Raw genomic sequence first — 12,755 nt, forward strand, 5'->3', positions numbered from 1 at the left:
CTGGAATTCTGTTACCGTGTATGAGAGTTCCTGCAGCGCCTTATCTATGATAAGACTTTTTTGTTGTAGAATTTTAGGTTATTTCATGGAAGCGCCTGTCAGAATGGACTTCACATGATCAACTTCCTGCTGGGATGCTTTTGCAGCAGGTACATAGTAACTTTTCTCGCGAGCTACCTGATACAGTTTCTCCTGAGACATCTCACATTCATTACGAATCTGTTTTAGACACTGTTTGAGTTCTTTGTTCTCCGTCTGTGAAATCATCTCTCCAAAACGTGTCAGTTCTCCATTGGCGCCAGCCAGGGCATCGCTTACCATTGTCTTCTCATCTAACATAACTGGTTCCCTCCTATAAGAATTTCATTAAGTCTTGCTTATTCTTCATTGCAGAATTAGCGGCATCCTGAAAAAGTTTCTTTACTTCAGGATCTTGTGCCTGAGCGGCATAATCCTGCATCTTGCAGTGATTGGTGGTGTATCCGCCGATGAGGTGGCGTAGGTTCTGTAAGTCGAGTACTGATAAATCGGCCATGTGTCTATTTCCTCCTTTTTTATGATGTTCGCATCGGATAAGCGCTGCTGATCTTCTGCTGAACATTTTTATTTCTGAGTTATTATGTCCCTAAGTGTGAGGAAATATACTGTATGTTCTTGGCATTTTCGGCTTTTTTTATGAAAATATGAAATAGCTTTTGCATTGGTTCGCAGATGTCGTACATGCATTCCGGATGCCATTGCACTCCGATGACAAATGGATGTGCAGTGGATTCCAATGCTTCTATAACACCATCAGAAGCAATGGCAGTAATCTTAAGATTCGTGCCCAGGATGTGAATACTCTGGTGATGAAAACTGTTTACTTCAGCAGTATTTCCCAGGATATTATATAGCATGCTATTTGATGAAATGCTAATCTTGTGGCTGGAATCTTCCCGATGATCTGATAACTGCATGTGATTCAGAGAGTATGTCTTACGGAGCGACAGGTCCTGGAAAATAGTTCCATTGCATGCTATGTTTAGAATCTGCATTCCACGGCAAATAGCAAGAATTGGAAGGTGGGAATCTAATGCAAGTTTCATGAAATGAATATGGAAGATATCTGTCTGGGTATCGGTTTTCCCATGATCTGTCATAGGCTCTTCTCCAAAAAGAAGTGGGGTCACGTCATCTCCGCCACAAAACAGGAAGCCATCACATATCTTTTTATAAGAGGTATAAACTGCTTCTTGCTGGGTGCAGGGCAGAATAATAGGAATGCCGCCGGAGGATTCGACGGCATGGATATAAGTCTGTGGTACGAATTGACGTTTGCTTGTGTATCCGCAGGATACGATTCCGATGATAGGGTTCATAATGTTTGTCCTTTCTAATATATATTGATATTATTTATGTATATGAATTGTGGTGGTTGGTATGTTTTGTGCTGATAAGTCTATTGAATGATATGATTCGTTTGAAAGGGTGCATTTTAAAACGGGTGGATGTATACTAATTAAAAGGATGAATTAATATGAAGGTATGAAAGGAAGCATGAATATATGAAATTAATTGATATGCATTGTGATACTTTATGGAAGTTAATGGATCTCGACAAGAGTGGTGATCTGATGAAGAACGGGTGCAGTGTTGCGATTCCACATATGAAAGAAGTGGGGACGAAAGCGCAGTTCTTTGCCTGTTTTACATACTACAAAGAATATGAGAATGCAGGAGGATATGATAAATGTTACGAGCATGTACATGAGATGATTGCTTATCTAAAAAGACAGGCAGAAGAATATCATTCTGATATCGCAATTGCTAAAACGTATGCTGATATACAGAAGAATGCAGAAGCAGGCAAGATATCTGCGGTTCTTACTGTGGAAGAGGGAGGGATTCTGAATGGTGAGATGAAGCGTCTGGAAGAACTGTATGCAGAAGGCGTGCGGCTTATGACTCTGATGTGGAATTATGAGAACTGTATTGGATATCCGAATAGTAAGGAGATAGCGGTGATGCGACAGGGACTTAAGCCATTTGGGGTCGAAGTGGTGAGGTGGATGAATGAACTGGGAATGATGATTGATGTGTCTCATGCGTCGGATGGAACATTCTGGGATGTATTGCGATACTCTGCAAAACCTGTCGTTGCGTCACATTCCAATTGCCGTTCGCTCTGCGGTCATCCGAGAAATCTGTCGGATGAGATGATCCGGGCACTGGCGGATGTGGGCGGTATCGCCGGGCTTAATTTCTATGGCCCTTTCCTTGGAAGCCCGAATGCCTCGAAGGTGGATGAGATGGCAGCGCATGTCCTGCATATGATCCGGGTGGGCGGCAGTGAATTCCCGGCGATTGGTACGGATTTTGACGGATTCGATGGGATGGATGTGCTGGAGATCCCGGATGTGTCGAAGATGGAGAGACTGTGGGATGCGCTGAAGAAGAGGGGAATATCAGAGAGACAGTTGGATAAGATATGGGGAGGCAATGCGGAGAGGGTTCTTATGGATGTATAGTGCCAGTGTATAAAAAAGTGTGTTGCTCTCTGTACACCGGCGCTAAGTGAAGGTGATATGAATGGGCGTAGGCTTGATGACCTGCAGGATCTTTCAGTGGCAGTTTTATTAGGAAGTTTTAGCAACATAAGAGGGATTTCCCAAGATATGAGAAATCCCTCCGGTATAATTGTATGGCATAATTATTTGTTTTCTATTTCCTGCATCTTCAGTGCGCGAACCTTCAGCGGCAGACCAAACAGATTGATGAATCCGTCTGCATCATGGTGGTCATACAGATCTCCGGTTGTAAAACTTGCAAGAGACTCGCTGTACAGTGAATATGGAGAAGTAGTTCCTGCTTTGATGATATTGCCTTTGTAGAGTTTGAACTTCACTTCACCTGTTACATATTCCTGTGTGCTTTCGATGAATGCCTGAACCGCCTCGCGAAGTGGTGTGAACCATTTCCCTTCGTATACAATCTGAGACAGTTTATTGCCCATCTCTTCTTTTACTTCATATGTAGCACGGTCTAATACCAATTCCTCTAACTGTTGATGTGCTTCGTAGAGGATCGTTCCGCCGGGAGTCTCATACACGCCACGGGATTTCATGCCTACGACACGGTTTTCTACGATATCACAGATACCGATTCCGTGTTTTCCACCCAATTCATTGAGTTTGCGGATAATATCGGACACTTTCATCTCTTCGCCATTAATGCTCTTTGGAACACCTTTTTCAAATGTCATAGTTACATATTCACCTTCGTCCGGTGCTTTCTCAGGCGTTACGCCGAGTACTAATAAATGGTCGTAATTCGGCTCGTTCGCAGGATCTTCCAGTTCCAGACCCTCATGGCTGATGTGCCATAAGTTGCGGTCACGGCTGTAACTGTGGCTGGCATCAAATGGAAGGTCGATTCCGTGCTGTTTGCAGTATTCGATCTCTTCTTCACGAGAATTCATGGTCCATATGTCTGTCATTCTCCAAGGAGCGATGATCTTGATATCTGGTGCAAGCGCTTTGATACCAAGTTCAAACCGAATCTGGTCATTACCCTTTCCGGTAGCACCGTGGCAGATGGCAGTAGCGCCTTCTTTTCTTGCGATTTCTACCAGACGTTTTGCAATAGCAGGACGTGCCATAGAGGTTCCAAGCAGATATTTGTTCTCGTAGATTGCATGTGCCTGTACGCAAGGTACTACGTAGTTGTCGCAGAAGTCATCTACGATGTCTTCGATGTATAACTTGGAAGCGCCGGATAATTTGGCTCTTTCTTCCAATCCGTCTAACTCTTCTCCCTGTCCGCAGTCTACGCAGCAGCAGATAACTTCATAATCAAAATTCTCTTTTAACCATGGGATAATGGCTGTGGTATCAAGTCCACCGGAATACGCTAATACAACTTTTTCTTTCATGTGAATGTCCTCCTAAGATATTATGTATTTTATGTTAAATGTGTTGTTCTTAATTGCATGGAATACTATACATCATTTTTAATAATTATGCAAGATTAAAATGAAAAAAAGTTTAAATATGCAATAAAATCACAAAATATGCATATGGTATACATGCATATTATATGATTTGCATAGGAGATGAATAAAAGGGGCAGGGAGGAAGTGATTCAATTCCGTATTCCGCCAGCAGGTTTTTCTGATATTGTGGATTTGATTTCGAAAACGTGTTGACATGTATCGATTGCCTATATATAATATAGATGACCGATATATAGATAATCTACATAATATAAAATAGTGGGAAGGGGAGAATACGAATGGCAATTGATAAGAGCCTGGTATCCGGAAGTACATCTATGTTAATATTGAGGCTTTTGGAGGATAAGGACATGTACGGATATGAGATGATCGTAACACTTCGCAGGAAGTCTCAGAATGTCTTCGAATTAAAGGCGGGCACGTTGTATCCGTTACTGCATGGAATGGAGAGCAAGGGATTATTAGATTCATATGAAATGGAAGAAGCAGGAAAGATCCGTAAGTATTACAGTATTACCAAAGAAGGAAGGAAGGTTCTGACCGAGAAGAAGGAGGAGTGGACGGCCTATTCACAGGCTGTTGTGAATGTACTGAGTATGGGAGGTGCTATATGAAGAAGGAGGAGTATTTGAAGACGGTGACAGAACAGATCCGGTGCGAGAAGGCAAGAAGCAAGATTGCAAGAGAGATAGGAAGTCACATTGAGGAGCAGAAATCAGAGTATATGAGAGAAGGGCTGAAAGCGGAGGAAGCGGAAGCAGAAGCCGTGAAAGATATGGGAGATCCGGTGGAAACAGGAACCAAGTTGGATATGATCCACCGACCCAGGATGGCGTGGGGATGGATCGGACTGATTGCTGCATTGTATTTGGCAGGGTTTGTGGTTCAGATTCTGATGCAGAGAGATATTGCAGACTTTCTTGGATTTGATCTGATGCGGTATGCGGTACGGCTTGTGCTTGGGCTTGGAGTGATGGTAGGAATCTGTTATGTGGACTATAGCCGGATTGGATGTTGGGCGAAAGAGATCACCCTGATTGCGTTTGCTGTGATCTATATAGGGCTGTTTCGCGGGCAGGTTGTAAATGGGGCGGTCATGGGAATCTATGGAATACATGTGAACGTGAGAATGCTGGCATTCCTTTTTGTCCCATTGTATGGGGCGGTTTTATATCAATACCGCGGACAGGGCTATAAGGCGATCGTGAAAGGAATTTTATGGATGTTTCCTGCACTTGAGATTGCGAGAAGGATACCGAGCCTTATTACAGTGTGGACATTGTTTTTGTCATTCGTGATTATATTGTCATTTGCAATCTATAAAGAATGGTTTCAGGTGTCAAAGAGAAGAACAATGGCAGGATTATGGTGCGGTATGATTCTGATTCCGGTTATGGGATGTGTGTTTATCTTGGTTCGAGGTGCGGAGTATCAGACAGCCCGGATTCAGGCATATCTGAATCCCTGGAGTGAAGAACTGGCCTTTCCGACAATGGTAACCAGAGAATTACTGAAAAATAGTAGTTTGATAGGTATGGGGAATGATGTGGAGCGTTATGTTCAGATGCTGCCGGATCCGGTGAATTATAGTTTTATCTACATCGTTTCCTGTGGAGGGATATTAGCGGCAATCGTGCTGGTTGGAGCAATTATTTTCCTGCTTTTGAGATTTTTGGGGAGTTCGCTGAAGCAGAAGAACCAGATGGGGATGACGATGGGGATTGGCTGTGCGATCGTCATGCTGGTGCAGATGGTGTTCTATATCCTGGGGAATATTGGATTTTCCCCCATGGGAGGTATGTATTGTCCGTTCATTACTTATGGCGGGACAGGGATGCTGGTGACAAATGTACTTTTGGGGATTCTGCTTAGTATTTACCGGTATCAGGATGTCCCTTTGGAAACAGAGAAAAGAAAATACCATATTTCTATCAACGTAAAGAAATCAGGATAAAGGGTATGAAGATTCTATTAAAAATATTTAAAAGTAATATATGGAATTGCATATTGCGCTATATAAGTTCTGTCATGGTTTCAACGATACTATTTCTATTTGAAGGAATAAAAATCATGATATTAGGAGCGATGACCGAGCAGGAGAAGATGAAATCTTCTCTTGGAATCACTGTGCAGGCATATATCTATATCTTGCTATTTATCGGCATTATCCTGATCCTGTGTATGATGAGCCATTATAGCAGAGTGAGGCTCAGGGATTATGGAATATTCATGGTGTTCGGAAGTGAAAAACGATATATTATTCAGATGATTTTACTGGAATATGGGATGATATGCCTGATCTCATATGTGATCGGATGTATTGTGGGGACGGCGTTTCTTTTTTTGGTGAAAACGATTCTTCGGTTTCATGATATCTCGGTTGTATGGAACCGCCGAATGTTTATGGAATCATTTTTTACGACTTTGCTTTATGTCTTGGGAATATTTATGGCCGCAGTTGTAATGAATTTGGCAAACTTGCAGCGACATTCGATTTCGGCACTTTTGAAATATAGGGAGAAGAAGAGCATCTGAATCAAGGTGAGATTCTGGCAATCATGCAAAAGTCGGAGGATGATATGGAAGTGATGTTTCAGTCAGATCACGTATATCTGCGGCATGGCGAAAGAATAGGAAGATTCCGTATTAAGGCAGAAGTGAAAGAAGTCTTATGTGTTGCACAGCAGCCGGAAATCATACGAATTCTGGTTATGAATGAAGAAGATTATCATTTGATGAAAACATCTTCGGATAAGAATATGGTGATTGTTACGCAGAATGTGTCGGAACAAGGAAAGACAGAGAAACAGGTTTTGGAGGATCAATTGAACTTGATCGCTGAGTCTTGCGATGCAATATTGTATTCAAAAGAAACTTTATTGTTGCGAGATGGGCCGGAAGATACGGTGACACTGATCTTTTATATCTGTATGGGGATGTTTCTGATTATCAGTAACATGACGATCCTGGCGCTCAAGGTTTGGACGGAGGTTCCGCTATTAAGTTCCAAGTACAGATTCTTAGAAAAACTGGGGATGGATGCAACGCAAGTAGAATATCATATAAAGAGTGAATTGTCGATTTATCTAAAAATACCATGTTGGCTTTCTGTGATATCTGGAGTTGTGATATTACTTTATCTGCGTTGCGATGTGGAAATGGTTCTTGTGAAACAGGTGATAACGCTGTTTGCTGTTCTTGCGTTGTTTCAGGTTCTCTATATCAAAGGAATCAGAAATTATGGATACCGGTTAATCATTGATCGGATGGATAGAGAAGGCGGAGAAATGTATGGACATAATTAAAACTCAGAATATTATAAAAAATTATCAAAATACAAATGTTTTTAACGGAATTGATCTAACTATCCAAAAAGGAGAATTCATAGGAATCATGGGATAGTCCGGGAGTGGGAAGACAACACTCGTGAAGATCCTGGGAATGATTGAAACTTAGACAGATGGAATGTTGTGCTATAATAATATGGATGTGGAGAATATTTCCGAAAAAGAAGCAGCGAGGATCCGTCGGGAAGAATTGGGATTCATTTTATTAGTTGTCAAAGTATCCGAAGGGGATTGCCAATGGCAGTTCCTGGAGGTAAGAATGCGAGGATAGATGGAAAAGAAAAGGCGAGAGTACTTATGAAGCAGTGTGGAATTGAAGCATTAGAGAATAAGATGCCGTATGAGTTGTCGGGAGGAGAGAGACAAAGGACGGCAATATGCAGAGCGTTAATCCATGATCCACAGATTATATTTGCAGACGAGCAATTCCGATGGTGTTGTGGGAAATAGAAACGCATATTGAAGAGCAGAAAGAGGAGTTTTTATCCGAAGGAATGAATATGCAGGAAGCGGAAGAAGCAGCGGTCCGGGAGATGGGAGATCCTGTAGCCGTGGGTATAGAACTTAACAAGATACATCGGCCCCAAATTGCGTGGAGTTTTTCTTATCTCTTGATTCCGATTTATGCTGGGATTGTATGGCATTATAGGCAGCAGGGATATGAGGGGTTGGTGAAAAGTACTGTTATTCTTGCAATGATGGGCGTATTTAGTATTTGTATATTGGTGAGTATTAGTACAATGTGTCTTATGGTATTCATAGGAGTGGTTATGCTTCAGATGGCTATTTGTCAGGGAGGATTTGGAAAAAGTAAGCGTAAGAACTCGGTGATCTTATGGAGCGTATTGTTTGCTTTACCTGTGGTAATGGGAATCGGATGGATGGCGGTTAATGGATGTTTGATGGGAGATTATCAGTGGAACCGGCTGAGTGATTTCTTAAGACCGGAGCAAAATACAATATATCAACGAATAGCGTCAGGAATAAAAGCAATGACAGAGAATGCGGATGTTCTTGGTAGTATTCCTTATGATTCGCCGGATATGAGTATGATAAAAGGTGAGTATCTGTGGAATTATTTATATCAGGCTTGGGGGAGTGGCGATGGAATTGCATTGACGTTAGCAGAGGCAGTGCTTGTTATCTGTCTTCTGCTTCTGGTGCTGAGACAAAAAAATCAACTGGGGAAGATGCTGGGAATCAGTTGTGTACTATTTTTTGCGTTGCAGATAATCAGATATGTAGGTATGAATTTTGGATATGCCGCGCCAGCCAGCGTGAATATGCCTTTCCTTTCTTATGGGAATATCAATCTTATGATCTCGTATTTGTACGTGGGGCTTGGATTATCGGTACATTACAACAGTAATTTGATAAATAATTAAGAAGAATTTGTAAAAGAATTAGGTGAAAAACAAAAAAACCGCTTGCATAATATACACATTGGATGTATAATTATGCAAGCAGTTTTAATTTGGGACACCCCAAATCGAATTGGGGACGGGGGAAATTTCAATTTCCCCCGTCCCCTCCCTAGACAAGCGGCGAAAATTGGTTTATATTTGTTTAGACTATGATTTATAAAAATACACTTTGTGGAGATAGAAAGGATGTATGATAAATGATTAAGATAGGAATTATCGGTGCAACCGGCTACGCCGGAGGCGAATTGGTGAGAATCCTGACGGGACATAAGGATGCCGAGATTGTGTGGTACGGCTCCCGAAGTTACATAGATAAGAAGTATGCTGGAGTTTATCAGAATATGTTTCAGATTGTAGATGCGAAGTGTCTGGATGATAATATGGCAGAGTTAGCCAAGCAGGCGGATGTGATCTTTACGGCTACGCCGCAAGGGTTCTGCGCTTCGGTAATGAGTGAGGAGATCTTGTCACAGACGAAGATCGTGGACTTAAGTGCTGATTACCGTATTAAAGATGTGGCAACTTATGAGAAATGGTATGGCATAGAGCATAAGAGCCCGCAGTTTATTAAGGAGGCGGTCTATGGGCTGTGCGAGGTAAACCGCGAGGATATCAAGGAAGCCAGACTGGTTGCGAATCCGGGATGTTATACGACTTGCTCGATTCTGACGGCTTATCCGCTTGCGAAAGAGGGCATCATTGATATGAAGACTCTGATCGTGGATGCGAAGTCCGGTACTTCCGGTGCGGGAAGAGGCGCAAAGGTTCCCAATCTGTACTGTGAAGTGAACGAGAATATTAAGGCATATGGAGTAGCTTCTCACAGACATACGCCGGAGATTGAGGAGCAGTTGGGCTATGCATCAGGCGAGGAGGTCGTGATTAACTTCACTCCGCATCTGGTTCCGATGAACCGGGGAATCCTGGCAACGGAATATGCTTCTTTGAAGAAGGATGTTACCTATGAAGAAGTGAAGGCAATCTATGACAAATATTATCAGAAGGAAAGATTCATTCGTGTATTGGATGAGGGTGTCTGCCCGGAAACAAAATGGGTAGAAGGCAGCAACTATGTGGATATTAATTTCAAGATTGATCCAAGAACCAACCGTATCATCATGATGGGCGCGATCGATAACCTGGTAAAAGGCGCAGCGGGGCAGGCAGTACAGAATATGAACCTGATGTTTGGGCTTCCGGAAAGCGAAGGTCTGGAACTGGTCCCGATGTTCCCATAAAATGCAGGTACGATCATTTACAGTGAGTCTGTAACGAATATACAGTCAATAGTAGGAGGAGGTATACAAAAAACGATTATGATTCGAACAATGACAATAGAGGATTACGATGGAGTATATGCGCTTTGGACCAAGATCAGGGGCTTCGGATTAAGAAGCGTGGATGACTCCAGAGAAGGAATTGACCGTTTCCTTAAGCGGAATCCGACGACAAGCGTGGTGGCAACCGAAGATGGCAAGGTAGTAGGAAGCATCTTGTGCGGACACGACGGACGGAGAGGATGCCTGTATCATGTGTGTGTAGATGAGGCATACAGGCGACGGGGAATCGGCAAAACTATGGTAGTAAAAGCCATGGAAGAATTGAAGAAGGAACAGATCAACAAAGTCTGCCTGATTGCATTTACGAAGAATGATATCGGCAATGCATTCTGGAATACGATCGGCTGGACTAAGAGACTGGACTTGAATTATTATGATTTTGTATTAAATGAAAAAAATATTACGGCATTTAATGAGCAGTAATAGAAATGACAGAATAAAGACGATGGAATATTAAGGAGGAGAATACTATGGAAATCATCAAAGGCGGAGTAACCGCAGCAAAAGGATATGAGGCAGCATCTACAGCGGCAGGGATCAAATACAAAGACAGAACAGATATGGCAATGGTCTACAGCCAGGTGCCATGTGTGGCAGCAGGAACATTTACGAAGAATGTAGTTAAAGCGGCTCCGGTGAAATGGGATCAGCAGGTGGTAAAAAGCGGTGCCAAAGTGCAGGCGGTAATCGTGAATTCGGGAATCGCCAATGCCTGTACAGGAGCAGAAGGATTCGGATATTGTAAAGATACGGCTGTCGCAGCCGCAAAAGCTCTGGATATCTCAGAAGATGGCGTACTGATCGGTTCTACGGGCGTCATCGGCAAGCAGATGCCGATCGACAGACTGACCGCAGGAATCGAAGTGCTGGCTGGCAAGAAGAATGATACACTGGAGAATGGAACCGAGGCAGCCAAAGCAATTATGACGACAGATACCTGTGAGAAGGAATTGGCTGTTACGATCGAAGTAGGAGGAAAGACTGTTACCATCGGTGGTATGGCAAAAGGCTCAGGGATGATCCATCCGAATATGTGTACTATGCTTGCATTCATCACCACAGATGCGGTGATTTCTAAGGAGACACTTCAGAAAGCGTTAAGTGAAGATGTAGATGATACATACAATATGATCTCTGTAGATGGAGATACTTCTACGAATGATACCGTAATCTTACTGGCAAATGGTCTTGCAGAGGATCCGGAGATTGTATACGGAAGTGAAGATTATAAGAACTTCGCAGAAGCGCTTCATACAATCAATGAATATCTGGCGAAAAAGATTGCCGGAGACGGAGAAGGCGCTACCGCATTATTCGAAGTTAAGGCAGTTGGATGTGAGAGCGTAGAGCAGGCGAAGACTCTTGCAAAATCCATTGTATGTTCCAATCTTACTAAGACAGCTATCGCAGGTCATGATGCGAACTGGGGAAGAATCCTCTGTGCAATGGGATATTCCGGAGCACAGTTTGATCCTGAGAAGGTGGATCTGTTTTTCGTAAGCAAGGCAGGCAAGATTCAGATCATCGAGAATGGTACGGCAGTTGATTACAGTGAGGAAGAAGCAACTAAGATATTGTCTGAATCTGAGGTGACTGCAATCGCAGATGTGAAGATGGGAGATAAAGAAGCAACTGCTTGGGGCTGCGACCTGACACATGGCTATATCGAGATCAATGCGGATTACAGAAGTTAATTGCAGATGTCAGGAATGAGAGTTGTCTGTTTGCATAAGGAGGAAAGTAAGAGGTCATGAACAAATCAATGCAGAAATACCTGGAGAAAGCAGAAGTGCTGATTGAGGCCCTGCCTTATATCCAGCGTTTCAATAGAAAGATAATCGTTGTCAAATACGGCGGAAGTGCCATGGTGGATGAACAGTTGAAAGAGCAGGTCATCCAGGATGTAACTCTTCTGAAATTAGTAGGATTTAAGCCGATCATCGTTCACGGCGGTGGGAAAGAGATCAGCAAATGGGTTGGCAGAGTCGGCATGGAGCCGGAATTCATCAACGGACTTCGTGTCACGGATGAGGCGACGATGGAATTGGCAGAGATGGTGCTTGGCAAGGTGAATAAAAGCCTGGTACAGTTAGTAGAAAGCCTTGGAGTCCGTGCCATCGGAATCAGTGGAAAAGACGGAGCATTGTTAAAGGTTGATAAGAAATACGCAGACGGAGAAGATATCGGATTCGTTGGCGAGGTCAAAGAAGTGAATGCGGATATTTTATTTGACTTGCTGGAGAAAGATTTTCTCCCGATCATATGTCCGGTTGGTATGGATGATGACTTTCATACTTATAATATTAATGCAGACGATGCGGCATGCGCTATTGCAAGAGCCGTGCATGCAGAGAAACTGGCATTCCTGACGGATATTGAAGGCGTATATAAGGATCCGTCTGATCCTGAGACGCTGATATCGGAACTTCGGGTATCTGATGGAAGAGCGTTGATGGAAGAGGGGTATATTGGAGGCGGTATGCTGCCGAAGATCCAGAATTGTATTGATGCCATTGAAAACGGAGTATCAAGAGTGCATATCCTGGATGGAAGAATTCCGCATTGCCTGCTTCTTGAAATCTTCACGAATAAAGGTATCGGAACAGCGATTTTGAATGACAATGAGGAAAAGTTTTATCACGGAGAGTAGGAA

Annotated in this window: 15 protein-coding genes; 11 read left to right on the forward strand and 4 right to left on the reverse strand. The window is 42.9% G+C overall.

The genetic code is table 11. The annotated features are described in order from the left end of the window. Positions 1-78 precede the first annotated feature (78 nt). The 3 genes from ACQRBN_RS02085 to ACQRBN_RS02095 form a co-directional block, all read right to left on the reverse strand. The gene (locus ACQRBN_RS02085; RefSeq protein WP_427737274.1) at positions 79-339 is read right to left on the reverse strand and encodes a spore coat protein; all 261 of its coding nucleotides are present in this window, start codon (positions 337-339) and stop codon (positions 79-81) included. A gap of 13 nt (positions 340-352) precedes the next feature. Then, complete coding sequence (locus ACQRBN_RS02090; protein ID WP_427737275.1) at positions 353-535, reverse strand: hypothetical protein; 183 nt, start codon at positions 533-535, stop codon at positions 353-355. Between the two features lie 82 nt (positions 536-617). Next, positions 618-1,358, reverse strand: coding sequence for a gamma-glutamyl-gamma-aminobutyrate hydrolase family protein (locus ACQRBN_RS02095; protein ID WP_427737276.1), 741 nt, complete (start codon positions 1,356-1,358; stop codon positions 618-620). Positions 1,359-1,544: 186 nt separating this feature from the next. On the opposite strand from ACQRBN_RS02095, the gene ACQRBN_RS02100 reads away from it, so the two are divergent. Continuing rightward, positions 1,545-2,507, forward strand: coding sequence for a dipeptidase (locus ACQRBN_RS02100; protein WP_427737277.1), 963 nt, complete (start codon positions 1,545-1,547; stop codon positions 2,505-2,507). A gap of 182 nt (positions 2,508-2,689) precedes the next feature. Here the strand turns inward: ACQRBN_RS02100 and ACQRBN_RS02105 are convergent, their stop codons facing one another. Then, a complete protein-coding gene (locus tag ACQRBN_RS02105; RefSeq protein ID WP_427737279.1) occupies positions 2,690-3,910 on the reverse strand; it encodes an argininosuccinate synthase in 1,221 nt (406 codons plus the stop codon). A gap of 359 nt (positions 3,911-4,269) precedes the next feature. On the opposite strand from ACQRBN_RS02105, the gene ACQRBN_RS02110 reads away from it, so the two are divergent. The 10 genes from ACQRBN_RS02110 (at position 4,270) to argB (ending at position 12,752) form a co-directional block, all read left to right on the forward strand. Continuing rightward, entirely contained in the window at positions 4,270-4,605 is a 336-nt protein-coding gene (locus ACQRBN_RS02110; RefSeq protein ID WP_427737280.1) for a PadR family transcriptional regulator, read from the forward strand. Next, positions 4,602-5,945 (forward strand): permease prefix domain 1-containing protein, encoded by a 1,344-nt coding sequence (locus ACQRBN_RS02115; RefSeq protein WP_427737281.1) that lies wholly within the window; start codon positions 4,602-4,604, stop codon positions 5,943-5,945. The genes ACQRBN_RS02110 and ACQRBN_RS02115 overlap by 4 nt, the downstream gene beginning before the upstream one ends. 116 nt (positions 5,946-6,061) lie before the next feature. Then, positions 6,062-6,526, forward strand: a complete 465-nt coding sequence (locus tag ACQRBN_RS02120; RefSeq protein WP_427737282.1) for an ABC transporter permease — start codon at positions 6,062-6,064, stop codon at positions 6,524-6,526. A 44-nt stretch (positions 6,527-6,570) separates the two neighbouring features. Continuing rightward, positions 6,571-7,296, forward strand: coding sequence for a hypothetical protein (locus ACQRBN_RS02125; protein WP_427737283.1), 726 nt, complete (start codon positions 6,571-6,573; stop codon positions 7,294-7,296). 279 nt (positions 7,297-7,575) lie between these two features. After that, positions 7,576-7,788 (forward strand): ATP-binding cassette domain-containing protein, encoded by a 213-nt coding sequence (locus tag ACQRBN_RS02130; protein ID WP_427737284.1) that lies wholly within the window; start codon positions 7,576-7,578, stop codon positions 7,786-7,788. Next, positions 7,770-8,723: a permease prefix domain 1-containing protein gene (locus ACQRBN_RS02135; protein WP_427737285.1), complete on the forward strand. Its 954-nt coding sequence runs from the start codon at positions 7,770-7,772 to the stop codon at positions 8,721-8,723. Before ACQRBN_RS02130 ends, ACQRBN_RS02135 begins: the two co-directional genes overlap by 19 nt. Positions 8,724-8,959: 236 nt before the next feature. Beyond that, positions 8,960-10,000: an N-acetyl-gamma-glutamyl-phosphate reductase gene (argC, locus tag ACQRBN_RS02140; protein WP_427737286.1), complete on the forward strand. Its 1,041-nt coding sequence runs from the start codon at positions 8,960-8,962 to the stop codon at positions 9,998-10,000. A 78-nt stretch (positions 10,001-10,078) separates the two neighbouring features. Further along, complete coding sequence (locus ACQRBN_RS02145) at positions 10,079-10,525, forward strand: GNAT family N-acetyltransferase (RefSeq protein WP_427737287.1); 447 nt, start codon at positions 10,079-10,081, stop codon at positions 10,523-10,525. 47 nt (positions 10,526-10,572) lie between these two features. Beyond that, positions 10,573-11,796: a bifunctional glutamate N-acetyltransferase/amino-acid acetyltransferase ArgJ gene (gene argJ, locus ACQRBN_RS02150; RefSeq protein ID WP_427737288.1), complete on the forward strand. Its 1,224-nt coding sequence runs from the start codon at positions 10,573-10,575 to the stop codon at positions 11,794-11,796. 56 nt (positions 11,797-11,852) lie between these two features. Continuing rightward, on the forward strand, positions 11,853-12,752 hold the full coding sequence (gene argB / locus ACQRBN_RS02155; RefSeq protein ID WP_427737289.1) for an acetylglutamate kinase: 900 nt from the start codon (positions 11,853-11,855) through the stop codon (positions 12,750-12,752). Positions 12,753-12,755 lie beyond the last annotated feature (3 nt).

It is taken from the genome of Bariatricus sp. SGI.154 (assembly GCF_050313795.1).
Classification (GTDB): domain Bacteria; phylum Bacillota; class Clostridia; order Lachnospirales; family Lachnospiraceae; genus CAMBRQ01.

Excerpts from the sequence above, each read along its gene's own strand:
- ACQRBN_RS02095 (WP_427737276.1), bottom strand. The coding sequence starts at position 1,358 with ATGAACCCTATCATCGGAATCGTATCCTGCGGATACACAAGCAAACGT.
- ACQRBN_RS02100 (WP_427737277.1), top strand. The coding sequence starts at position 1,545 with ATGAAATTAATTGATATGCATTGTGATACTTTATGGAAGTTAATGGAT.
- ACQRBN_RS02105 (WP_427737279.1), bottom strand. The coding sequence starts at position 3,910 with ATGAAAGAAAAAGTTGTATTAGCGTATTCCGGTGGACTTGATACCACA.
- ACQRBN_RS02130 (WP_427737284.1), top strand. The coding sequence starts at position 7,576 with ATGGCAGTTCCTGGAGGTAAGAATGCGAGGATAGATGGAAAAGAAAAG.
- ACQRBN_RS02120 (WP_427737282.1), top strand. The coding sequence starts at position 6,062 with ATGATATTAGGAGCGATGACCGAGCAGGAGAAGATGAAATCTTCTCTT.
- ACQRBN_RS02145 (WP_427737287.1), top strand. The coding sequence starts at position 10,079 with ATGATTCGAACAATGACAATAGAGGATTACGATGGAGTATATGCGCTT.
- argC (WP_427737286.1), top strand. The coding sequence starts at position 8,960 with ATGATTAAGATAGGAATTATCGGTGCAACCGGCTACGCCGGAGGCGAA.
- ACQRBN_RS02110 (WP_427737280.1), top strand. The coding sequence starts at position 4,270 with ATGGCAATTGATAAGAGCCTGGTATCCGGAAGTACATCTATGTTAATA.
- ACQRBN_RS02135 (WP_427737285.1), top strand. The coding sequence starts at position 7,770 with ATGGTGTTGTGGGAAATAGAAACGCATATTGAAGAGCAGAAAGAGGAG.
- ACQRBN_RS02085 (WP_427737274.1), bottom strand. The coding sequence starts at position 339 with ATGTTAGATGAGAAGACAATGGTAAGCGATGCCCTGGCTGGCGCCAAT.
- ACQRBN_RS02090 (WP_427737275.1), bottom strand. The coding sequence starts at position 535 with ATGGCCGATTTATCAGTACTCGACTTACAGAACCTACGCCACCTCATC.
- ACQRBN_RS02125 (WP_427737283.1), top strand. The coding sequence starts at position 6,571 with ATGGAAGTGATGTTTCAGTCAGATCACGTATATCTGCGGCATGGCGAA.
- ACQRBN_RS02115 (WP_427737281.1), top strand. The coding sequence starts at position 4,602 with ATGAAGAAGGAGGAGTATTTGAAGACGGTGACAGAACAGATCCGGTGC.
- argJ (WP_427737288.1), top strand. The coding sequence starts at position 10,573 with ATGGAAATCATCAAAGGCGGAGTAACCGCAGCAAAAGGATATGAGGCA.
- argB (WP_427737289.1), top strand. The coding sequence starts at position 11,853 with ATGAACAAATCAATGCAGAAATACCTGGAGAAAGCAGAAGTGCTGATT.